At 64.0% G+C, this 23,260-nt stretch carries 18 protein-coding genes and 2 pseudogenes; 5 read left to right on the forward strand and 15 right to left on the reverse strand.

Annotation, left to right across the window (positions count from 1 at the left end; all coding sequences use genetic code 11):
• Positions 1-40: 40 nt before the first annotated feature.
• Positions 41-937, reverse strand: a complete 897-nt coding sequence (locus H681_RS25920; RefSeq protein ID WP_015477686.1) for a LysR family transcriptional regulator — start codon at positions 935-937, stop codon at positions 41-43.
• 190 nt (positions 938-1,127) lie between these two features.
• Here H681_RS25920 and H681_RS25925 point away from each other — a divergent pair, with 190 nt between their 5' ends.
• Positions 1,128-1,889 carry an enoyl-CoA hydratase-related protein gene (locus tag H681_RS25925; RefSeq protein WP_015477687.1) on the forward strand — a complete coding sequence of 254 codons (762 nt, stop codon included), beginning with the start codon at positions 1,128-1,130 and terminating at the stop codon, positions 1,887-1,889.
• 117 nt (positions 1,890-2,006) lie between these two features.
• Positions 2,007-2,693 carry a nitroreductase gene (locus tag H681_RS14810; protein ID WP_041712036.1) on the forward strand — a complete coding sequence of 229 codons (687 nt, stop codon included), beginning with the start codon at positions 2,007-2,009 and terminating at the stop codon, positions 2,691-2,693.
• Between the two features lie 140 nt (positions 2,694-2,833).
• Here H681_RS14810 and H681_RS26575 read toward each other — a convergent pair whose 3' ends face one another.
• From H681_RS26575 to H681_RS14870, 14 genes and pseudogenes are all read right to left on the reverse strand, one after another.
• Positions 2,834-3,007, reverse strand: coding sequence for a hypothetical protein (locus tag H681_RS26575; protein WP_162140832.1), 174 nt, complete (start codon positions 3,005-3,007; stop codon positions 2,834-2,836).
• 117 nt (positions 3,008-3,124) lie between these two features.
• Positions 3,125-4,495: an IS1182 family transposase gene (locus H681_RS14815; protein ID WP_015477689.1), complete on the reverse strand. Its 1,371-nt coding sequence runs from the start codon at positions 4,493-4,495 to the stop codon at positions 3,125-3,127.
• Between the two features lie 143 nt (positions 4,496-4,638).
• Entirely contained in the window at positions 4,639-4,986 is a 348-nt protein-coding gene (locus tag H681_RS14820; protein ID WP_015477690.1) for a copper-binding protein, read from the reverse strand.
• Positions 4,983-8,135 carry an efflux RND transporter permease subunit gene (locus tag H681_RS14825; RefSeq protein ID WP_015477691.1) on the reverse strand — a complete coding sequence of 1,051 codons (3,153 nt, stop codon included), beginning with the start codon at positions 8,133-8,135 and terminating at the stop codon, positions 4,983-4,985. Before H681_RS14825 ends, H681_RS14820 begins: the two co-directional genes overlap by 4 nt.
• Complete coding sequence (locus H681_RS14830; RefSeq protein WP_041712038.1) at positions 8,132-9,607, reverse strand: efflux RND transporter periplasmic adaptor subunit; 1,476 nt, start codon at positions 9,605-9,607, stop codon at positions 8,132-8,134. Before H681_RS14830 ends, H681_RS14825 begins: the two co-directional genes overlap by 4 nt.
• The gene (locus H681_RS14835) at positions 9,604-10,848 is read right to left on the reverse strand and encodes a TolC family protein (protein ID WP_041712040.1); all 1,245 of its coding nucleotides are present in this window, start codon (positions 10,846-10,848) and stop codon (positions 9,604-9,606) included. Before H681_RS14835 ends, H681_RS14830 begins: the two co-directional genes overlap by 4 nt.
• A gap of 690 nt (positions 10,849-11,538) precedes the next feature.
• Positions 11,539-11,800 (reverse strand): annotated as a pseudogene (locus H681_RS27240) (transposase); the annotation flags it as partial.
• Positions 11,796-12,059, reverse strand: a pseudogene (locus H681_RS27245) (transposase); the annotation flags it as partial. The pseudogenes H681_RS27245 and H681_RS27240, both read right to left, overlap by 5 nt.
• 88 nt (positions 12,060-12,147) lie before the next feature.
• The gene (locus H681_RS14845) at positions 12,148-12,654 is read right to left on the reverse strand and encodes a GNAT family N-acetyltransferase (RefSeq protein WP_015477694.1); all 507 of its coding nucleotides are present in this window, start codon (positions 12,652-12,654) and stop codon (positions 12,148-12,150) included.
• 221 nt (positions 12,655-12,875) lie between these two features.
• Complete coding sequence (gene tssA, locus H681_RS14850) at positions 12,876-13,934, reverse strand: type VI secretion system protein TssA (protein WP_015477695.1); 1,059 nt, start codon at positions 13,932-13,934, stop codon at positions 12,876-12,878.
• A complete protein-coding gene (locus H681_RS14855) occupies positions 13,931-17,755 on the reverse strand; it encodes a type VI secretion protein IcmF/TssM N-terminal domain-containing protein (RefSeq protein WP_015477696.1) in 3,825 nt (1,274 codons plus the stop codon). The genes tssA and H681_RS14855 overlap by 4 nt, the downstream gene beginning before the upstream one ends.
• The gene (locus H681_RS14860) at positions 17,752-18,522 is read right to left on the reverse strand and encodes a DotU family type IV/VI secretion system protein (RefSeq protein WP_015477697.1); all 771 of its coding nucleotides are present in this window, start codon (positions 18,520-18,522) and stop codon (positions 17,752-17,754) included. The genes H681_RS14855 and H681_RS14860 overlap by 4 nt, the downstream gene beginning before the upstream one ends.
• A gap of 12 nt (positions 18,523-18,534) precedes the next feature.
• Positions 18,535-19,863, reverse strand: coding sequence for a type VI secretion system baseplate subunit TssK (gene tssK, locus H681_RS14865; protein ID WP_041712044.1), 1,329 nt, complete (start codon positions 19,861-19,863; stop codon positions 18,535-18,537).
• 56 nt (positions 19,864-19,919) lie between these two features.
• The gene (locus H681_RS14870; protein ID WP_041712046.1) at positions 19,920-20,375 is read right to left on the reverse strand and encodes a type VI secretion protein; all 456 of its coding nucleotides are present in this window, start codon (positions 20,373-20,375) and stop codon (positions 19,920-19,922) included.
• A 227-nt stretch (positions 20,376-20,602) separates the two neighbouring features.
• Between H681_RS14870 and tssB the strand changes: the two genes are divergently transcribed.
• From tssB to H681_RS14885, 3 genes are all read left to right on the forward strand, one after another.
• The gene (gene tssB / locus H681_RS14875; RefSeq protein ID WP_015477700.1) at positions 20,603-21,175 is read left to right on the forward strand and encodes a type VI secretion system contractile sheath small subunit; all 573 of its coding nucleotides are present in this window, start codon (positions 20,603-20,605) and stop codon (positions 21,173-21,175) included.
• A gap of 24 nt (positions 21,176-21,199) precedes the next feature.
• The gene (gene tssC / locus H681_RS14880; RefSeq protein WP_015477701.1) at positions 21,200-22,687 is read left to right on the forward strand and encodes a type VI secretion system contractile sheath large subunit; all 1,488 of its coding nucleotides are present in this window, start codon (positions 21,200-21,202) and stop codon (positions 22,685-22,687) included.
• 73 nt (positions 22,688-22,760) lie between these two features.
• Positions 22,761-23,258: an Hcp family type VI secretion system effector gene (locus H681_RS14885; protein ID WP_015477702.1), complete on the forward strand. Its 498-nt coding sequence runs from the start codon at positions 22,761-22,763 to the stop codon at positions 23,256-23,258.
• Positions 23,259-23,260 lie beyond the last annotated feature (2 nt).

Raw genomic sequence — 23,260 nt, forward strand, 5'->3', positions numbered from 1 at the left:
ACAACCGGCCAGAAGCAGCCATCTGAGCAAGGATGAGTTCTTACTCATTGGTCATCGACATCCGTCTCATTGCGTCGGTAAACACACGTAGCTTGCTGAGGTCGGCACGATGACGCGGATAAGCCACAACCATATCCCGCCGTGGCAAGCCAAGACCAGGTAGAACATCAATGATCCTGCCCGCATCGAGATCGCTTGAAACCAGATAAGTGGGAAGTACCGCAATCCCCGTTCCGCTCAAGACGAGGGTGCGCAGTGCAGTCGAGTCGCTCGCGGTAATCCTTGGCAAGAGATCGAGCTCGACCTTCCGACCGTGCCAAAAAGCGCTCCACTTCAGACGTGGCGCATAAGTGCGCAACGCAAGGTATGAGTGCGAAGGAAGGTCGGCCGGACTAAGAGGCAATCCGTGTTCACTAATGTAGTCCGGCGACGCGCATAGTCGGAGGCCAAAACTCCAGACGGGCTCGGTTTCTATCCCGGTCTGCTGGCCAGAATCCAGTCTGACGGCAGCATCGAACGACCCTTCAAGCAAATCGACATAGCGATCCGATAGATCCAGTTCAAATCGAAGTCGCGGATATCGCTGCGCAAGCGTGGCTACACATGGCAGGACGCAGAGGCGCCCGAATGCGGTCGGCATCGTAATGTGGAGCACACCTTCCGGCTCCGCAGCTTGATTCTGCGCGCGTGCCTCTGCGTGCTGCAGTCGCAGCAGCACTTCGCGCAGCTCATTGGCATATGTGTGTCCTGCTTCTGTAAGGGTGACCCGTCGCGTCGTCCTTTCAACTAGGGTGCGACCGATGCGCGCCTCCAAGGCCGCGACGCGCCGGCTAATAGTGGATTGCGTCACACCCAATTCGCGGCCTGCAGCACCGAAACCACCGCATTCTGCAACGGCAAGAAATGCCTCAGCCTCTGAAAAGCTTGCCTTACTCATGCATAGCTCGCATTTGTCTAATCCATTAAACGCTATATAGATCCGAATAGTGAATCAATAGAATCGACTGAAAATTGCCCCAAAGACCTTCCGATTCAACCGCCCACCTATCCGCTGGGTGCCGGTTGGTTTCTCGTGGCATAACGCCGAAGGCTCGGCCTGCAACCAAAAACTTAGGGATTCTCAGCTGATGAGCCCAACTGATGACGTCGAAATTCAAAGACAAGGCCATGTCCTGATCATGACATTGAGACGTGAACAAAAACGCAATGCAGTGAACCGGCCACTCGCCGACGCTTTAGATGCGGCTCTTAACCTGCTCGACGATGACGAGGATCTTTACGTGGGAGTGCTGACCGGTGGAGTCGCATGTTTCAGTGCTGGCAGTGACCTCTCTTCGCGAGGCGACTATGTCACGGAACGTGGCGGGGAATACGGGATCATTCGTCGCCGCCGTCGCAAGCCTTTGCTCGCAGCGGTCGAAGGCGTGGCATTAGGCGGCGGATTGGAGATTGTGCTTGCGTGCGACATCGTTGTGGCGGCAACCAATGCTCGCTTCGGGTTGCCGGAAGTCCAGCGTGGAGTGCTTCCAACGTGCGGAGCGCTATTCCGCGCATTACACGCGCTTCCACCCAACATTGCGCGCGAACTCGTACTGGGCGGCGAGCCAATGCCGGCTGATCGTGCCCATATGCTGGGGCTGATCAATCAGTTGGCGAAACCCGGCGAAGTATTGGAGCAGGCCGTAGTCCTGGCTGAACGGATCGCGAAAAACGCCCCCTTGTCCGTACAAGCTTCCCTGGCAGCCATGAATGAATTACTGGCATCAGGTGACGATGCGGGATGGCAAGCCACCGGCAATGCAATGAACACAATCAAAGGAACAAATGATGTTGAAGAAGGTATTCGCGCCTTCTTCGAAAAACGAGCACCGCTCTGGACGTCCAGTTGAAGCCTGCGTGACGACAGCTAACCACGACAGAAACGACAGCACAGCAGCAGGGGCGGTCTTACCGCTCCTTGGTACCGTGCCCCGGCAAAGCCAAATTCAAGAGAAACAGGTTCCAAGATGCCCCCAGATAACAATGCAACCGCACTGAATCAACTGTTGTCGCAGCGATTCAGCTGCCGCGCCTTCGCTACCGAACCCGTCCCTCAGGCCACGCTCCAACGCATCGTGGCGATGGCACAACGCACGGCATCCTGGTGCAACTCTCAACCATGGCAGGTTCATATAACCCAAGGGGAAGCGACCGAGCAGTTTCGAGACGTCATGCAAGCGCCACAGCAGGAAGGTGAGCCCACCCCCGACTTCCCGTGGCCAAGCGAATATCGTGGGGTATACCAATCCCGCCGACGGGAGTGTGCCCAGGCGCTTTATGAGAGCCTCGGCATTGAGCATGGTGACCGAGCTGCGTCAGGACGACAGATCATGGAAAACTTCCGGTTCTTTGGCGCCCCGCATGTCGCCATGATTACCACCGATCAGGCGCTCGGCGTCTACGGCGCGGTGGACTGTGGAGCGTATGTCGCTAACTTCCTGCTTGCAGCAGCGAGCCTGGGAGTCGCTACGATTCCGCAAGCAGCGCTCGCAGTACGGCCGCAGCGGGTGCGCGACTACTTCGGATTGTCGTCTGACCGCCTGGTTGTATGTGGCATCTCGCTTGGCTATGCCGAACCCTCTCATCCCGCAAACAGTTTCCGCACCACCAGAGCTGACATCGCTACTGCCGTTCAATGGAAAGGAATGATCTAAAAAAGTGCCGAGATTACTGTTTCCATCCAGAGCCAGTGGAATCAGCAAGAACTAATTAAACTGTCTGCGAACGGTCGTCGGGCCCCTCGCTTCGCTCGTGAAGTGGGCGCAACGATCAACTGGCGGGGAGCTCGTACCTTTCAGCAGATTTCCCGTATCGGCTGCCATTCGAAGTTGACAACCCGTTCATGGGAAAAAGAGGCAATCGTCTGCGCGCACTCTTTGCTGCGTTCTGTTGCCTGAAGATCAAATTGAACGGCAGCAAAGGGTCGATTCTGTTGAAAAAGGCAGTTCTGCGGCAGCCACTCAGCCAAGTGCACCTGCTTTCGAAGTGGCTGCAAGCCACTTCAAGTTGTCTTTCGGCGTTTTACTGAGCGTCCCGGCTCAGGTTTGAAGGTTAATTCGAGGGTTTCTGCTCGCAGCAGGCGGACCTATCCCGTGAGCGGTGGCCCGTGAGGCATGAGCTTGGCCATGCGTCGCAGGTTCTGCACGGTCGCCGCCAAGGTGAATTCATCAGTGGCACCGGTCAGGCCACGCAGTCGTAGACGGTCGAGTCTCATGATCCGTTTGAGGTGAGCGAAGAGCATCTCCACCTTCTTTCGTTCGCAGCGAGAGACGAGATATTCCGGTGTCTTGGCGATGCGTCGCGCCACGTCGCGAGCCGCTTCATGGATGCTGCGGACGATCTTGCGGATCGGCGTATTGGGACAGCACTTCGCTTTCAGTGGGCAGGTGGTGCAGTCGGCTTGGCTGGAGCGGTAGATGATGGTGTTGGCCTTGGTCACCCGCGATCTTTGCTGAGTGAAGGCCCGCCATTCACTGCGTAGCGGTTTGCCGGCTGGGCAGCGGTATTCATTGGCCTCCTGATGCCAGTGAAAGTCATTGCTGGAAAGGCTGTCGTCCTTGCGCTCGGTCTTGTCCCACACCGGCACGTGCGGCTCGATGTTCTTCTCTTCGACCATCCAGGCCAGCATCGGAGCCGTGCCATACGCGGTATCGCCGATGAGGCGCTCCGGCGTGAGGTCGAACTGCGCTTCGACACGATCCACCATCGTCCTGGTCGACTCGACTTCGGCAGGCCGATGCGCCGGGGTGGCTTCCACATCCAGGATCACGCCGTGCGCGGTGTCGATCAGGTAGTTGGTGGAGTAGGCAAAGAAGGCCGGGCCACCGGGCGCTGCGGTCCAACGGGCCTGCGGATCGGTGAGCGAAATCTTCTTGGGAAGGGCTTCTGCCAGCGCCTCCTCATTGAGGGCTTCGAGGTATTCGCGCACGGCGCGAGTGCTGAGCGCCGGATCGCGCCAGTCGACCTCATCTCCCGCCACCCCACGTTGCCGGCTGGCATCCGCCTTGATGATGCTGGCGTCGACGGCGAACCCTTCACCCTTGACCAGGCCGGCCGCCATGCAGCGCCGCAGCACCTCATTGAACAACCAGCGGAACAGATCGCTGTCACGGAAACGGCCGTGGCGATTCTTCGAGAAGGTCGAGTGATTGGGAACCTCATCCTCCAGGCCCAGCCGGCAGAACCAGCGATAGCCCAGGTTTAGGTGCACCTCTTCGCACAATCGCCGCTCGGAACGGATGCCATAGCAGTAGCCGACGACCAGCATGCGCACCATCAATTCGGGATCGATCGAGGGGCGCCCGATGGGGCTGTAGAAATCCGCCAGGTGGGCGCGCAGGTCACTGAGATCCAGGCACTGGTCGATGCTGCGCAGGAGGTGTTGGGGCGGGACGTGCTCTTCCAGATTGAACGAATAGAACAGGCGCGCCTGCCCTCCCGGTAACTGTCCCATCATGCTGCCTGCCCCCACGCTAGCTGAGTGTGCGATTCTGCCGGCGGCATCGGGTGGCAGCTACTTTTTCAACAGAATCGGTCGAAAGCGGACGTTTGGCCCCTTAGGGCAGCCCAGCCGGCATACCTGCTCGACTGGGCCTCATTTCAGAGTTGCTTCTTCCGAATACTCACAATTTTCGAGGCTCCCCCTTCATAGAGGAACTCGAAATCCACCTTATCGCCGATCTGCAGCCCTTTCAGTTGCTCTTCGGTCACCTTGAAGCCCATCGTCATTGGCGGCCATTTCAGTGCTGCGACGGGGCCGTGAGCGAGCGTAACGGTATGTCGCTCGACGTCGATGGCCTTGATAGTGCCTTCCGCGCTGGCAGGTGCAGCCGCCTGGCTACTCTCCATGTTCATTCCATCCATCTTCATGCCGGGCATATCTTCGGCGATCGCGGAAAAAGACAGGGCGAACATCAGTGCGCCAGCGGTAATGAGTGGGGTGCTCATGCGGTAACTCCTTTGTGGGAATGAGCGGCCTCACTGGAATGACGACGGCGCATCAGCCAGTAAGCCGCAGGGATGACGAAAAGCGAGAGCAGAGGGGCGGTGATCATGCCGCCGACCATGGGTACGGCGATGCGGCTCATCACTTCGCTGCCCGTGCCGCTGCCCCACAGGATCGGCAGCAGCCCGGCAACGATCACGGCAACCGTCATAGCCTTTGGACGTACACGCTGAACCGCGCCTTCGCGGATGGCCGCGAGCAGTTCATCAGGCCCACCGGTATCCGGGCGTTCGGCCCAGGCATTCTTCAGGTAGACCAGCATGATCACGCCGAACTCCGCTGCAACCCCCGCCAGGGCAATGAAGCCGACCCCGGTGGCTACCGACAGGTTGAAGCCCATCAGGTACAACAGCCACACCCCCCCAGTCAGGGCGAACGGTAGTGTGGCCATGATCAGCACAGCCTCATCGAAACGCCTGAAAGTCAGGTACAACAGCACGAAGATGATCGCAAGCGTCGCCGGCACCACCAGCTTGAGCCGGGCGTTGGCGCGCTCCAGATATTCGAACTGGCCGGAGTAGCTCAGGCTCATACCCGGCGCGAGCTTCACATCGCGCTCCACCGCTTGGCGCAGGTCCGCCACCACCGACGCTAGGTCACGGCCGCGCACATCGACATAGACCCAACCGGAAAGGCGAGCGTTCTCGCTTTTGAGCATCGGTGGACCTTCGCTGATGCGCACCCGCGCCACACTGCCGAGGGTGATCTGCCCACCCTGGGAGGTGTATATCGGCAATTGCTGCAGCGCATCAACGGAGTCGCGCCACTCGCGCGGGTAGCGCACGTTGATCGGGTAGCGGGCGAGACCTTCGACCGTTTCGCCAACGTTTTCGCCACCTATGGCGCTGCTGACGATGGCCTGCACGTCGGCGATGTTCATGCCGTAGCGGGCCGCCGCCTGGCGGTCGATGTCGACGTCGATGTAGCGCCCGCCGGTGAGGCGTTCGGCCAGAGCCGAACTCACACCGGGAATTCCCCTAGCCACCCGCTCCACTGCCCGGGTGGCGCGGTCGATCTCGGTCAGGTCGGTGCCGGCGACCTTGACCCCGATGGGGCTCTTGATGCCGGTGGCGAGCATATCGATGCGGTTGCGAATCGGCGGAATCCAGATGTTGGTCAGGCCCGGCACCTTCACCACGTGGTCCAGTTCCTCCACAAGTTTTTCGCTGGTCATGCCTGGCCGCCATTGCTCCTTTGGCTTGAAGCGGATGGTGGTTTCGAACATCTCCAGCGGCGCCGGGTCGGTGGCCGACTCGGCGCGACCGGCCTTGCCGAACACGCTGGCCACTTCCGGCACGCTTTTGATCAGCCGGTCGGTGCTCTGCAGCAGCTCCGAGGCTTTCTGCGCAGACAGGCCGGGCAGCGCGGAGGGCATGTACAGCAGGTCGCCCTCGTCCAGCGGCGGCAGGAACTCGCCCCCCAGATGGGAAAGCGGCCACAGGCCGGTGAGGAAGACCATTGCCGCGGCTGCGAGTGTCGTCCGGGGATGGCGCAGCACCGCATCCAGCGCAGGCTGGTAAAGGCGGATCAGCCAGCGGTTGAGCGGGTTGCGCTGTTCCGAGGGCAAGCGCCCCCGAATCCAGTACCCCATCAGCACCGGCACCAAGGTTACGGAAAGTCCGGCGGCGCCGGCCATGGCGTAGGTCTTGGTGAATGCGAGTGGGCCGAATAGCCGGCCTTCCTGCGCCTGCAGGGTGAACACCGGGATGAACGACAGGGTGATGATCAGCAGGCTGAAGAACAGTGCCGGTCCGACCTCCACGGCGGCCTCGGTCATCACCCTCCAGTGCTGTTCGCCCACCAGCGGCGTACCGGGGTGGCGCACGTGCCAAGCCTCGATGCGCTTGTGTGCGTTCTCGATCATCACGACTGCCGCGTCGACCATCGCGCCGATGGCGATGGCGATGCCGCCCAGGGACATGATGTTGGCATTGATCCCCTGCTGGCGCATGACGATCAGCGCGATGAGCACGCCCACGGGCAGCGAAACAATCGCTACCAGCGACGAGCGCAAGTGCCAGAGGAAGGCCGCGCAGACCAGCGCGACGACAATGAACTCCTCGATCAGCTTGCGGCTGAGATTGGACAAGGCACGGTCGATAAGCTGACTGCGGTCGTAGGTGGTGACGATCTCCACCCCCTCGGGCAGGCTCTTCTTCAGCGACTCCAGCTTGTCCTTCACCCGTGCGATGGCTTCGCGGGCGTTCTTGCCGCTGCGCAGGACGATCACTCCGCCAACCGCTTCGCCTTCGCCGTCCAGTTCGCCGATGCCCCGGCGCATCTCCGGGCCGAGCTGGACTGTGGCGACATCACCCAGGGTTACTGGGCTGCCGTTGGCGGCCAGGCGCAAGGGGATAGCGCGGAAGTCGGAAAGAGTCTCGAGGTAACCCGAGGCACGCACCATGAACTCCGCCTCGCCGAGCTCGAGCACGCCGCCGCCGGTCTCCTGGTTTGCCTTGCCGATGGCCTCGATCACCTGGCCTTGAGTAATGCCGAGGCTGGCGAGGCGCACCGGGTCGAGCAACACCTGGTACTGCCGAACCATGCCGCCGACCGTGGCAACCTCGGCGACATCCGGCACCGTCTTGAGCTCGAACTTGAGGAACCAGTCCTGCAGAGCTCGCAATTGGGCCAGGTCATGCCGGCCCGTGCGGTCGACCAGGGCGTACTGGTAGATCCAGCCGACACCGGTGGCATCCGGGCCGAGCGCCGTCTTCGCCGTGGGCGGCAGGCGCGACTGCACCTGGTTCAGGTACTCCAGCACCCGCGATCGCGCCCAGTAGAGGTCCGTGCCGTCCTCGAACAGCACGTAGACGAAGCTGTCGCCGAAGGAGGAAAACCCGCGCACGGTCTTGGCGCCGGGCACCGACAGCATGGTGGTGGCCAGCGGGTAGGTGACCTGATTCTCGACGATCTGCGGCGCCTGCCCCGGGTAGCTGGTGCGGATGATCACCTGCACGTCGGAGAGGTCCGGCAGTGCATCGACAGGCGTGCTGCGCAGCGACCAGACGCCCCAAGCGACAATGAACAGGGTGGCCAGCAGTACCAGGAAACGATTGGCTACCGACCAGCGTATGAGCTTCGCGATCATGGCCGTTGCTCCTGCTTGCGCACCTGTTCGATTACCAGCCCTGCATCTCCCTGGCTGACGCCGAAGCGGATGCGATCGCCGGGGTTCAGGCCGGCTGCCAGCTCAGGACGAGCAAGGGCGAAGGTCATGGTCATGCCGGGCATGCCCAGCGTATTGAATGGGCCGTGGCTGATGGTCATGCCCTGTGCGGTGATGTCCACGATGCGGCCATCCGCCTCATGCACAGGGGGCATCGTCATCTGCGCCTTCGATTCATCCACCGTGCGCGCCTCGATGCCTTTCAGGCTGGCTTCCGAATCGATGAGGAATTGTCCTGAGGCGACCACTCGCTGGCCTTCGTCCAGACCTTGCAGCACGGCTACCAGCCCATCGTTCTCTTGGCCGAGACGGACTTCCACCGGACGGAACCGCCCCTGGTCTTCCGCCAGCATCACCAGGTTGCGCTTGCCGGTGCGGATCACCGCTTCACCAGGGATCTGCAGCACGGCGCTCTGCCCAGCCAGGCCGAGGCTGACCTGCGCGGTCATGCCGGGGCGCAGTTGCCCGTCCGGGTTGGGTAGCTCGATGCGCAGGCGCAAGGTGCGGCTCTGCTGGTCGTTCTCCGGCAGGATGCTGGTCAGGGTGCCGCTCACCGGGCGATCGGGAAAGGCCGGCAGGCGGGCATCGACCGACTGGCCGACCTTGAGGCCCGCAGCCTGCACCTCCGGTACAGCAGCCTCCAGCCAGACGTGCCCCAGGCCATTGATCCTGGCCAGGGGCGCACCGGCCGCCAGGGTCATCCCGGGGCGCACCTCCAGCTCACGGATCACCCCGGCAATCGGGGCGTTCAGAGTGGTCACGGCCTGGACCTTGCCGCTGCGTTCTACCTGCTGCACGAGTCCGGTCGGCATGCCTGCCAGCAGCAACCGCTGGCGCGCCGCCGCCAGCAATGCCGGTTCGCCAGCATGACGCAAGGCGAGGAACTCTTCCTGCGCCGCCGCCCATTCCGGCACCAGCACATCGACAATCGGGGCCCCGGCGGCCACCACATCGCCGGGCGCGCGGGAATAGGTACGCTCGACGAAACCGCCAGCGCGAGCTTGTAGCACAGCCACGTCGCGGTCGTTGAAGGCCAGTACGCCGGTGACTTGCAGCGTGCGGTCAAGCTTGCCGCGGGTGACGCTGGCCAGGCGCACGCCGAGGTTCTGCTGGATGCCAGGCTCGATGCGCACCGCTGGCGCGCTGTCGGCGGCAGGGGCAGCCTCGGCGTACTTGGGCACCAGCTGCATGTCCATGAATGGCGACTTGCCCGGCGCATCGAAGTGCTGCTGCGGAACCATCGGGTCGTACCAGTAGAGCGGTTTGCTCTCCGGGGTGACCGAAACTGCAGGTGACTGCGCCTGGTTCTGACGGGCCAACCAATAACCGCCAGCACCCCCCACCGCCAGGGTGAGGATCAATAGCGCTGAAGTGTTCCAGGGGAAACGGCTCATATGCGCCCCTCCTCGTAGGTGAAGTAGAGACGCGCAGCGACCTGTGCCAGGGCGCCTTGCAGGTCGATCTGTTTGAGCCTGGCCTCGACCAGTTGCCCGCGGGCGCTGACGACGCCATCGAGCCCGGCCTTACCGGCGCGGTAGCCGGCGCTGGCAAGGTGCACCTTCTCCTCAGCCAGCGGCACCAGGGTGGCAGCGCTGCGCTCGACGGCGCGTTGCAAGCGCAGGTATTCGGCTAGATCATCCTCCAGCGTCTGTTCGTGCTCGCGAGCCAGTGCATCGCGCTCGGCTTCCAATTGGCGAACCTGGGCGCGCCGTGCGGCGATCTTCGGATCTTGGCGGGTACCGGTGAACAACGGCAGGTCGAAGCTCACCTGCAGCGTCATCATGTCGCCGAATTCGCGGCCTCGCCGCTGATAGTCAACCTCCCAGCTCCAATCCGGCTTCTTCTCCGCTACGGCCTCGCGCACCAGGGCTTCAGCTTCTCGGGTCATTGGCTCGTAGGCAGCGAGCTCCGGGTGCTGATGCAGGTGCTGCAACGAGTGGGAGGCGTCGATGGACCAATGCGGGAAGTCACCACTCAGTTCTTGCGGCGCGTCCTGGCCAATCCAGCGCTTGAGCGCTGCGCGCGCCTGGGCGGATTGGCGCAGCAGATCGTCCTTCTGCTCGTCGAGCAGGGCTGCCTCCTGACGTGGGGCTACCGCATCGACTGTGCTTGCGCTACCCCCGGCCAGACGTGCGCGGACGGTGGTATCAAGGAGGCGATTCTCGCGATAGAAGTCGTCGAACATCGCCAACTTGCGTTGCAACGTATAGGCCGCGATCCAGGCCTGGGCCGAGGCGCTGCGGACTTTCAGCCGCTCTACTTCCGCTTCGGCATCAGCGCGAGCAACGGCGGCCAGCGCGGACTCTATGCGCGCTTTGCGCTTGTCGCCGTTGGGCATCTCCTGCATCAGACCGACCACCTGCATGGACATGTTGTCGCGCTGAGTGCTCCAGCGCTCATCACCCTCAATGGGGACATTCTGCAATCCCAGGTTGAGCTTGGGGTCGGGCAACTCCCCGGCGGGAATGGCGGCACTTTTGGCTGCGGAGACTTTCTCGCTCTGTGCGAGTAATGAAGGGGCGTTGCGTTCAGCCAGCAACAGGGCGTCGTCCAGTGACAGAGACGATGCCTGCGCCGACAGACCCGGCAACAGCGCGAGCAGCAGCCAGCCGGGATTTAGTCGGACGTGAGTCACGATGAGGATTCCTCTGGAAAACCAGCGCGTGAGCGCAAGCCACCCGGCAGCCGTTGGAGCTGCGGGCAGGGTTCAGGTCGAGAGAGGAATCAGACGCAGGGAGGTCGCCAGAGGTCTGCAGGTGCCTGGCTAAGTACTACATCGGTGTATGGCGATGGGCGCGGGGGAGTAGCTACGGGATGAGGCGACTTCAGAACGCTAATCTGCAACAGGCTGCTGGTCTTGCACTCTTGCCCGCTCTTACAGTCCTTCTTGCCATGCTGGGTCATATTGCCCAAGTCCTGGCAGCAGTCCTGATCCATGCCTGCCATTTGGCCCATACCCACACTCTGCATCGGGCAAGGTTCAGTGGGCGCCGCGATTCCCGCCATCCCAGTGAGAGGAAGCGTAAGGCTTAGAAGCAAAACCATGAGCAATCGAAGGCGACGGATCATGCTGGGCAGTGTATTCACACCTTTCTGAGGCGGCAACTGAATCCCAAGCGGTGCGTATCAGTCTGTAGTCTGAATCTCCGAGGTCCGCTATTGGCCGATTCTTTTGAAAAAGGCGGTTCTGCGGCAGCCAGCCGCCCGGGTGCGCCAGCATTCGAAGTGGCTGCAAGTCACTTCAAGTTGCCTTTCGGCGATTAACTGAGCGTCCGGGCTCAGGTGTGATGGTTAATTCGAGGGTTTCTGCTCGCCGCAGGCGTACCTATCCCGTGAGCGGTGGCCCTTGAGGCAAAAGCTTGGCCATGCGGCGAAGGTTCTGTACGGTCGCGGCCAAGGTGAATTCGTCAGTCGCGCCTGTCAGGCCGCGCAGCCGCAAGCGGTCGAGTTTCATGATCCGTTTGAAGTGGGCGAAGAGCATCTCCACCTTCTTGCGCTCGCAGCGAAAGACGAGATATTCCGGTGTCTTGGCGATGCTGCGCTACGTCGCGGGCCGCTTCATGGATGCTGCGGACGATCTTCCGAGAGGTTCAGGTGCACCTCTTCGCACAATCGACGCTCGGAACGGATGCCATAGCGGTAGCCGACGACCAGCATGCGTGCCATCAATTCCGGATCGATCGAGGGGCGCCCGATGGGGCTGTAGAAATCCGCCAGGTGGGCGCGCAGGTCACTGAGGTCCAGGCACTGGTCGATGCTGCGCAGGAGGTGTTGGGGTGGGACGTGCTCTTCCAGATTGAACGAGCAGAACAGGCGCGCCTGCCCTCCCGGTAACTGTCCCATCATGCTACCTGCCCCCACGCCCGCTGAGCGGGCGATTTTGCCGGCGGCATCGGGTGGCAGCTACTTTTTCAACAAAATCGGCCAGAAGCAATCATCGCCTTAGCTCCGTTTCCTCCTGTTTGAAAATGCGGAACCCGCGCGCCTGATAATTTCCAAGCGCAGCAGGATGGTCGAATGTGCATGTATGTACCCACACCCTTTCCGTACCCTGCCATTCCCATGCGGATCGAATGGCATGACTCAAGAGTGCTCCGCCGAAGCCGCACCCTAGAAACTGAGATGCCAGCCCGAAGTAACGGATTTCGCTGTTGCAACCGTCGGGGCGATACAGCTCGTAATAGCCGGCGATCGCACCACGGTGATAGGCGACCCAGGTACGGTGGCAGTCCTGCTCAACGAGTGCCTGCCAATCGGAATCGCTCCAGGCATCGAGATCGCCCCACTCCCAGGGCGTGCCAACCAGCTCATAGAGAAACCGGTTGAATGCGGCCTGAGGCACTTCACATTCGATAATTTGAAGGTCATGCGGTTGTGACTTTGCCTTCAACTCGTCTGCTGAGGTCATTTCCAAGTAATAAGTGGTGTAAGTCTGCTCCATCGGTAGATTCCTCGCGTGCGCTCTGGTAACCATCCAGCAAGCATGCCAGTTGCTGCTCAATCTCGACTACACCGGATTCGTCCGCGCAGAACAGCTACAGGCCATAGGCGGCATCTCGCGTCCTGGCTGATCCCTGCGTTCCTGACGCCAGGCGCATGCCCCGGCTCAAGGGGTTCGCTACTCAGGGTTGCCCGGAGCTCCCGTCCCGTTCGAAACCGACGTCAGCGCAACACTCCCAGCATGACCCAGACCCGACGAGCCTCGGGGTCGGCATGGACGAGTTCGTCCATCAGCGCGCTCAAGGGCATGGCGCCCCACTCCACGGCACGGCGAATGATGTACGGCACAGGGCTATGGGGTTCGGTGCGCGCCAGGTACTCGGCAATGGCGGTGAGCTGCCGGTAGGCCTCCTCACGACTCTGCGGAGGACCGCCGGCCGGCAGCGCGGCCGGCGCCACCGCAGCGATGGAAGCCGGCTCCGCGTGGTTGTCCGATGACGCGGCGGGTGCAAATTCTTGCGGTGCCATGATCTTGCATCCCTGAATGACATTGACGAAGGTATCGATGGACTCGGTGAGCAGGTGCAGGCTTGGCGCGGCATCGCCGAGCTGGCGATCGCACCAGGCGTCCAGCCGCTTGAGGTGTTCGACGGCCAGCCCCAGCGCCGTCAGCGTGGCGGACCAACCGCCCACCGCACCGCTGCGGACGGCTTCATCCAGTCGCTTCTGTTCCTGCCGGGCGCTTTCCGCAGCAGCCTTGTCAGCCTTGTTGTCGCCTCTCTGGACTTGCCGCCGTTGCAACTCCTGCCAGGCATGCAGGGTAGTCTGCGGCCAGTCGGCGCAGAGCGGCACCCGGGTGAGCAGCAGTTCGTTGTAGCGACGGACCAGCCACGCCACCGGTGCAGCGCGCCACTCCTGATCGCTGTCGGCGGCCCGCGGATGCAATTGCTCGGGGTAGGCATCGCAGAGATCGGCCAGCAAGCCGAGCGCGGCGGCAAGCCCGGACGGTCCGTCCATGATGATCCAGGCCTCGCCCAGGTAGGCGGCAATGGTCAGGTCCTTGCTGTGCTCCACCAGCAGCTCTTCGGCCAGCGCTGCCAGCGCCACCCAATCGGCACGCTTGGGCTCGGCCTGCCAGACGCCGGTCGGTAGCTGCATATCGTCCTCGCGGCGCAGCTCGCGCAAGCGGTCCATCCGCGGGTCATAGCGCAGCGATTCGCCGCACGGCGCGTCACCCGGCAAGGGGCGCAACAGCGCCTGTAGCGCCTGGTCGGAAATCATGGCAACTCCTGGGTGCCGGCAAAGGTCGCAATGCCGACACCGCTGAAGGGCGTGCGCGGCGCGCGCACCGGAAGCGGCTGGATCGAGAGTGGCTGCTTGGCGTCCGGGGTCATCAGGGAGACTCGCAGGAACATCCGCGCCTCGGGCTCGTGGCTGTTGGGAGAGCGGATCGGCACCCGCAGCGCCAACGGGAAGTCGGTGTAGTCGGCGCTGGGCTGGCGTTGCAGGATCAGGTGCGAGCGCAGCATACGGATCAGGGCCCAGGGACCACTGTACTCCCAGCCCACTTCCAGGTCGGCCACCGCCATGCTCGCCTGCTGCGGGTCGATGTCCGGCCGCTGCGGGCTGTCCTTGGCCCAGCGCAGCAGCACCTTCACCGGCTCGCCGACATTCCAGTGCAGGCGCTGGCCATCGCCGCCGGGGAAGCTCAGCGATCGGTCGGCGGCATAGAGCGTCCAGGCGATGACCTGGTCGGCGCCACGCTCGGCTTCGCGGTCGGTGCGCCAACGCACGTCGAGATCGACACCCCGCGCTCCGCCCTTGTCACGCTGGAACAGCGGGCCCATCCAGGCCCTGGCCAGTTGCAGGCGCTGGAGGAAATCCGTCGCCGCCGTGCGGTCCACCGACTGGCTGAGTTTCAGGCCCTCCTGGGCCCGCGCGAGGTTCTGGTCGAGCAGTTCCACCAGGTGCTGCACCCGTGCCGGATCCGCATCTTCGGCTTGCAGGCTGTAGGCGAAGGGGAAGCGGTTGGCCAGGTACTGGTTGAAGTAGTCGGCAATGGCGGACCAGGCCGCGGCAGCCCCCTTCTGCTGCAACTCCAGGCAACGCTGCTGCGCCTGACTGTGAAGACCACGGGTGAACCGCGCCACGTCGCCCTGCCCAGGGACCAGCGCCGAGGTACGCAGGATATTGGCGCAACTTGCCGCGTCCATTTCCACGAAGTCGCGGGTGACCAGCTGATCCAGCAGCATGGGCGAGCTCGTCGGGTTCTGCGCCTTGTACTTGCTCAGCTCATCGCTGAGGTTGGCGAAGCGCCGCACCTTGTCCTGATCGGCGAAGCCGAGGTTGCCCCGGTCCCTGAGCCAGGTCAGCGCGGGCGCATGTTCCTCGCTCAGGGTGAGCATGCTTTCGAACTGCTGGGCCAGGCTGCGCTTGAGGTCCTGGGTGTCGGTGGAACGATAGAGCTGCAGGCCGAAATTGCGCGAGCCGTCCCAACCGGACAGCTCCGAACGCACGCGGAACAACGGCAATGCGTCGATCGACTTCAGTACGGTGTCGACGTCGGCCAGCGCGCCACGGGTCAGGTGGATATCCAGCGCATTGGCCAGATCGTTGCGCTGCAAGGATTCCAGTGCCTGGCGCACCTGCTGCGCCGGCTCCAGCGGGACGTCGAAGGTGATTTGCGCAGCAGCCCCGCTCGATGGCACGGATTGGCTCAGGCTGCTCCACATGGCGCTGGCCGTGGCGGCGGCGGCGCTTCCGGCGAGGGCGTCGCGGTACTCGGCCGGTATCCGCGCCTGCTCCTGTTCGCTGTACTTGCGATAGCTGTCGTAGTACGCAAGCGCGGCATTCAGGGCGTGGGCGTCCAGGTTGCCGAGGCGGCGCGGATCGATTTCCTGCTCCTGCTGACGCAGGGCGGTACCGGCGAAATCCTGGCGCATCAGCGACTCGATGGCGCTGCCCAGCGCCACCACATGCTCCTGTAGCGCCAGGGTTCCGCCGGGTTGAAGTTGCAGCAGGTTATCGCGGGAACCGGCGGCGGCGATCCACTGGTCGTGGAAGGTGCGCTGCAGCTTGCTCGCCTGGCTGGTCACCGTCGCTTCCGCCGCAGGCCCGAGCAGGTAGGACTGGCGCACGTCGTCCAGCAGCGCCCGATAACCGGGGACAATCTCCTGGGCATTGCCATGACTCCAGGCGGCGTTGGTCAATGCCACCATGTTGCGCAGGGCATCGATCTGCGCGGCGGTTTCCTCCAGCTCCTCCAGGCTGTTGCCTTGCCGCGCCTTGAGCTCGTTCAGGTGCAGACGCAGGAAGCCGGCCGGGCGCACGAAGTTGTCGGAGAGGAAGAACTGGTCGAGCCAGAGCCCCATCAGGTCGTCGAAATTGCGCGCCAGCGGGCCATCCCGGGGGCCGGGGTCGACCGGCGCGGGTGCCTCGGGAATGCCCTTCCCGAGTACCGACTGCAAGTAGCGGGCGTTGCGCAACGTTCCTGGTTCGAGCGTCAGGCCATAGGTCTGCTCACCCAGCCTGGCGAGGCTTTCCAGGGGATTCTTCGAGGTGCCGGTACGCAGTTCGTTGTACCAGCGATTGCGCTGCTCGAACGCCAGAACGCCGCTGGCCAGCTCGCGCGCGGCGACGAAGTTGGGCCATTGCTCCGGGCTGTCGCTCTGCACGTTGGCGCGACGTTCGCTGCTGCGGATGACGCGCAGCCGAACCAGGTCCGCGGCCTGGGTTTGCTGCAGAGGCGTCAGCACCTCGCGCCGGGTCAGATCCCTGAGCAGTTCGTCCATCTGGCTGTCGAAACCGGAGAACCAGGAGCTCGGGTACACCAGCGACCGGTAATGCCAGCGCGGCGCCCCCTGCAGCAGTGCCCAGTACGCTTGCAGGCGCAGCCGCGCGGCATCGACCGGCGCCGTGGCGCTCGCCGAACCCTCACCCGACCCATGCTGCATGGCCTGGATACGCTGGCCGAGGGCTTGTGCTTCACGCGAATCCTCGTGCCAGACCCACAACATCCCCAGCAGCCAGCAGACTCCGACGACGCCGGCGACGGTGCCCAGCAGGCGCTGCGAACGCTGGCGCAGGCGCAGCAGCCGTGGCACCGCCTGGGCCAGCCCGCGCTCGGCCAGCAGACGCGATTGCCAGAGCTGCTGGGTGAACAGCAATTGTGCGGGAGCCCCTTCCCGAGCGGAGAGCGCCCACTCATCGTCACTGGCCACCACCCGGAACGCGCCGCTGAAGTACAGGCCCCGCAGGCGCGGCGCCTCGCCCAGCGCATTGCCCTGGAAGACCGGCTCCAGGCGTTGGCGCAGCCCATCGCGCAAGCTCTCCAGCGTCTGTGGGAAGCGATACAACTCCTCGCTCAACTGCCCCTTGAGCACCCCTGCCTCGAGAATCGCCGCCTGCAGCGCTTGCAGCACCTGGTCGAAGCCGCGCTCCAGATGCTCGCCCTGCCAGGCCGCGTCCGCCAGCAAGGGCGAAGCCCAGCCCAGTGGCCGCTCGCGAACGTCAGCGGGCAGTGCGGCACGCAGCTCGGTGAAACCGTCGAGCTCCTCCAGCCCGGTCACCACCACGTAGACCGGCAGGCTCAATCCCAGCCGTTGCAACAGGTCATTGAAGCGGCGACGCAGCAGGACACTTTCCTGGGCCAGGCTGGCCGGGTCCAGCAGGCGCTCCGCCGACACGGTCCAGATCACCCCGTCCAGGGGGCGGCGCGGACGCATCCGCAACAGCAGGCCGAGCAGCCGTCGCCAGGGTTGCAGCGACGAGGGCGTACCCTCTTCCGGCAGGAACAACGCCTGCGGCACCGCCAGCACGGCGCCGTCCTGATCGGCCCACCAACGACCGAACCACGCCGGCCGGCCGGCCGGAGTCAGGCTCCAGTCGGCGGCGAGGCGTTCGCCCAGCAAGGGATCGCCCAGCAGGAGGAACCAGGGCACATCGTAGCGATCGGCGACGTCCTGGTCCTGCTCCATCTGCCGTACCGTCAGGTAGAAGGCGCGAACCGCCTCGCCACCCTTGCTGCGAATCCAGAGAAAGACTCCCGCCGCCAGCGCCGCCACCAGCAGCAGGAACAGCGCCAGTATCAGCCAGCTGCTCACCCCATCCGCTCCGTGGCGGTAACCGAGCAGGCGAGGTCCAGCAGCGGCGTCAGTTCGCCGCGCACGTCGCTCCACAGCCAGTGACCGAGGACGATGAGCAGCAGGGTGCCGGCCGCCACCATCAGCGTCAGCCGCAAACCATCGGGCAAGGTGCGGCGCAACGGCAGGCGCAGGGCCGCGGCGCTTGCCGGGCGCGCCAGGGTCTCCAGCAGCGCCGGTGCTTCGGCGTCGCGCTGCCAGGCATGGGCGAACAGCGCATGCCGCCACTTCTCATGCAGGGCTTCGCCCTTCGGGCCGCGCAGCCGTCCGTGGAACCCCAGCAACAGGCATTGCAGGTAGACATTGGCGAGATCGCGCGTACCCGGCGCGCGCGTTTCCAGCAACCGGTGGATGGCCTGGGGAACGCGCTCCCCGGCATTGCGCGTGCCGTACAGGCGGGACTCGAGCGGCCGCTCCTGCCAGGCCGCCTGACCGTTCCAGGGATCGAACAGCAGGTTCTCGTCGAGCAGTGCAACGAAGGCGTAGACCATGCCCTTGACCTGCTCGCCGGCGGCCTCGCCGACACTGCCGAAGGCGCTGCGCCACAGGCGGCGCACGACCGCCTGGGCCTCCTCGGAAACCCGTTCGATGAGCGCGTCCTGCTCGCCGACCGAGTCCCGCAGGCTGTCCCAACGCTGCCGCCAGTCCAGCCAGGCGACCTGGAACGCGTGGCTCAACGGGGCTTCGCCGAACGATGGAGGATAGATCGCCTGATTCCCTTCGGGCATTTTCGTTTTGCCTCAGGCGCCGCCGGCGCCGTCCACGATGAACAGCACCACCTGCCAGGGGCCGTTGCCAGTTCCCAGGGCGGACGCCCGCAGGCACAGGCGCTGTGCAGGATCGAACCAGTCGCCCTCGGCCTGCACGACGAACAGGTGGGTGTCCTCGCCCACGCTGTAGGCGATCTGCTCAGCGCGGCTCATGGGCAGATGTTCGAGCCCCGACATGCGTTGCCGGCCCAGTATCGCCAGGCTCGCTTCGGAAGCGACGATGCAGCGCGATAACCACTCGTGCGCCTGCTCCTCACCGCAGCCCGGCGGCATGCGCAAGCCGATGACCAGGCGCTGGACCGGCGAGCTCAGGTCCGGCAGGGCCAGGGCGAAGTCATGCCCCGAACGCTCGAAGGCCAGGCTGCGGTAGCCTGCGCGCACCCGCCCGAGGGTCACTTCCAGCCACTCGATCACTGGAGTGAAAGTACGCAGCAGTTCGTTGAAGTCGAAGGTCGGGAAAGCCGGCACGCCGCCCAGCGGGTCCAGCACGCTCCAACTGCCGGTCATGCCGCACAACAGCCCGTGCAGGTGCGCCGGGCTCGCCGCGCCGCTGTAGAGCGCCGCCTCAAGCTCCGGTAGCCGTGACCAGAGCGCAGCCAGCTGGCGGCGGATTTCCTGGCTGTCCTCGGTGTTCTCCGCCTGCTGCGCCTGGCGCAGGCGGCCGGCAAGGAACACGCACTTCTCCCGCGCACGGGCGCACAGCCCCACCAGCGCCTGGCCCAGCGGTGAAGCCGGCGCGATCCGCGGTGTCGGCGCGACATAAGGCAGGCAGACGAAACCGCCGGCATCCTTGCCGATGCGCAACAGCGGCAGGCACACCGAATCGGCGCGTTGCGCCTCGGTCACCAGGCGCGGCGCCGGGCGCCAGACCACGATGGGTTCGGGATTCTCGCCACTGGCCAGGTCCGGCACCGCCGGCCCGCTGGCAGACTGCAGGCGCCCCTTCAGCGGCAACACCTGGCCGCCACGAGCCAGCGGACTGAGAGCCAGGTAGAGAGTGATGCCGGCATCGACGGAACCGGCGACGGCCGCGGTGGCATCGAAGACCAGCGTATCGCCCTGCCCCAGGCTGACCGGCAAGCCATCGGGAAGGATCGCCTCCAGCGCCAGGATGCGCACCACGCCGCCACTCAGTGCGGAAGGGTCCAGCTCCAGGTGTTCGAGCCCCCAGAACCAGGGATTGGCCGCATGGGCCAGGCGCGCGGACAACACTTCGGCGCGCAACCCCTGCAACTGGAAGTGCTGGGGAAGCAGTTGCATCCCTTCGTGCCAACAAACTGCGTCAGGCAGAACTCTCACACCACTCCCCCTTCGACATCCTGGATTGTCATGAGCCCGCCCCGGGGGACGGCGGCTCAGTGCTCGTCGGCACTCAGCAGGCGCATTTCCCTGCTGTCGAAACGCAGCCAAACGTTGGGCTGCTGCTCCAGACGCATGCGATGAGCGCCGGGAGTGTTATAGCCAGCAAAGACCAAAAGTCCAGCCGCCGGCTTGCCGGCCAGGGGGAAATCCCTGGCCTCCATGAACTGCCCTGGCACCAGCTCCAGACTCCACACGGAGAGCTGCTTCTGGTAGTCGCGGCGATACTGTTCGCGATCGCTGAACCACTGTTTGGCGCTCATTGCCGAGAGCAGCTTGAGCAGATCCGCATCCTGTACCGCGACGAAGTCCACGGCGATGGGCGAATCGCCATTGGCCTTGCTCGCGACATCCAGGGTCAGACGGTCGACATCGACCTTCGGGCCGAACAATGAACAACCGCTGATGACTGCCAGGAGCACAGCACAGAGACAGGCTTTCGTCGACTTCATGAAACATCCTTGTGAAATGTCTGTCAGAGATTATTTTCGCATTTGCGTTTTTATCAACCTGATCTAGCGTGCTTGGGGTAGCTCGTGGACAAACGAGCCCAGATGGGATCGCCAAGGACAGGCCTGAGTAGCATGCCCCTTCCTGTCGCGTGTGATCCTGCCAAGGAGCGCGACGACAGCGACACCGCTGCGGCGTGCCCGCCTCCTACGCAGCGGAGTTCGCCAGCATGGCAGAAAGCACACAGCACAAGCTGGACCGGGTGCGCCCACCCAGGGTCCAGATCACCTACGACGTCGAAATCGGCAACGCCATCGAGAAGAAGGAACTGCCCCTGGTGCTCGGCATCCTCTCCGACCTCTCGGGCAAGCCCGACACTCCCCTGCCCAAGCTCAGCGAACGCCGCTTCACCGAAATCGACCGCGACAACTTCAATGCCGTGCTGTCCTCCATCGGCCCGCGCGTGGCGCTGCAGGTGGATAACACCCTGGCCAACGACGGCAGCAAGCTCAACGTCGAGCTGAACTTCAAGCATATCGACGACTTCGACCCGGTGAGCATCGTCAACCAAGTGGTCCCCCTGCGACGGCTGTTCGAGGCCCGCCAGCGCCTGCGCGACCTGCTCACCAAGCTCGACGGCAACGATGAGCTGGACCAGTTGCTGCAGGACGTGGTGAGCAACACCGAGGGTCTGCAGGAAATCCGCGCGACCCACCCGGTGAGTGCCGAGGCCGGCGCCGCCGACGACGCTGCCCAGGCCGCCGACGACGACGGCGAAGCACCCACCGAACCACAAGCCTGATTCCGCCGCCAGGAGAGCACAGCAATGGCCAAACCCAGTTCGGCTGCGGCGCAAGGCGCCGAAGGCAGCACCCAGACCCTCGACCTGCTCGACCACATCATCGCCGAAGGCCGCATGGCCCACGACGACAGCCAGCAGGAATATGCCCGCGACATGCTCGCGGAGTTCGCCACCCAGGTCCTCGACGAAGGCATGAGCGTCAGCAAGGACACCGTGGCCATGATCAACGAGCGCATCGGCCGCATCGACGAGCTGATCAGCGCCCAGCTCAACCAGATCCTGCACCATCCCGAGGTGCAGCAACTCGAATCCTCCTGGCGCGGCCTGCACCAGTTGGTGCAGAACAGCGAGACCGGCGCGCGGCTGAAACTGCGCCTGCTCAACGTCAGTCAGCAGGACCTGCAGAACGACCTGGAGAAGGCCGTCGAGTTCGACCAGAGCGCGCTGTTCAAGAAGATCTACGAAGAGGAATACGGCACCTTCGGCGGCCACCCGTTCAGCCTGCTGCTGGGCGACTACTCCTTCGGCCGTCACCCGCAGGACATCGCCCTGCTGGAGAAACTCTCCAACGTCGCCGCCGCCGCCCATGCGCCCTTCATCGCCGCCGCCAGCCCGCGCCTGTTCGACATGGGCAGCTTCACCGAACTGGCGGTGCCGCGCGACCTGAGCAAGGTCTTCGAGAGCCTGGAGCTGATCAAGTGGCGCTCGTTCCGCGAGAGCGAGGATTCGCGCTACGTCTCCCTGGCGCTGCCGCGCTTCCTGGTGCGCCTGCCCTACGGCCCGGAAACCCTGCCGGTGGAAGGCATGAACTTCATCGAGGACGTGGACGGCAGCGACCACGCCAAATACCTCTGGGGCAACGCCGCCTGGGTCCTGGCCCAGCGCATCACCGATGCCTTCAGCAAGTACGGCTGGTGCGCGGCGATCCGCGGCAGCGAAGGTGGCGGCGCCGTCGAAGGCCTGCCGGCACATACCTTCCGCACCCAGGCCGGCGACCTGTCGCTCAAGTGCCCGACCGAGGTGGCGATCACCGACCGCCGCGAGAAGGAGCTCAACGACCTGGGCTTCATCGCCCTGTGCCACAAGAAGAACACCGACCTCGCGGTGTTCTTCGGTGGCCAGTCCACCAACAAGCCGCGCCAGTACAACACCAACGAGGCCAACGCCAACGCGCGGCTCTCGGCGATGCTGCCGTACGTGCTGGCGGCCTCGCGCTTCGCCCACTACCTGAAGGTGATCATGCGCGACAAGGTGGGCAGCTTCATGACCCGCGACAACGTGCAGACCTACCTCAACAACTGGATCGCCGACTACGTGCTGATCAACGACAACGCCCCGCAGGAGATCAAGGCGCAGTACCCGCTGCGCGAAGCCCGCGTGGACGTCAGCGAGGTCGCCGGCAAGCCCGGGGTCTACCGCGCCACGGTGTTCCTGCGGCCGCACTTCCAGCTGGAAGAACTGACCGCCTCGATCCGCCTGGTAGCCAGCCTGCCGCCGCCGGTCGCCGCCTGACCCAGAGGGGTCGCCCGCGCGGGCGGCCCCCTTCACCTGATCCAACTTCTTTCATGCAGCGGAGTTTTCCAACATGGATGCGATACTTCTCGACCTGGGCGACGACATCAAGGGCGACAGCCTGCTGGCCGGCTTCGAAGACAAGATCGAAATCATGTCCTACAGCCACAACGTCGCCATGCAGGTGACTAACGATGTCAGCAACTCCGAGCGCACCTCCGGCAAGCCGCATATCGGCGAGTTCACCCTGACCAAGTTCGTCGACACCTCCACCCCGACGCTCAACGAATACTGCTGCTCCGGCAAAGCCATCCCCACCGCCATCCTCACCATCGGGCGCAACGCCGCCGAAGGCGACGGCAAGGTCATGCCCTTCATCACCTACACCCTGAACAACGTGGTGCTGTCCAACGTCAGCGTCAGCGGCGGCGCCGGCGGCAAGCCGGTGGAAACCCTGTCGCTGAACTTCACCAAGATCAAATGGGAGCTCACCGCGCAGAAGGACGACGGCAGCAAGGAAGGCACCGCCGCCTCGACCTGGGACATGGCCGCCAACAAGCTGGCCAGCTAAGG

The sequence above is a fragment of the Pseudomonas sp. ATCC 13867 genome (genome assembly GCF_000349845.1).
Taxonomy (GTDB): domain Bacteria; phylum Pseudomonadota; class Gammaproteobacteria; order Pseudomonadales; family Pseudomonadaceae; genus Pseudomonas.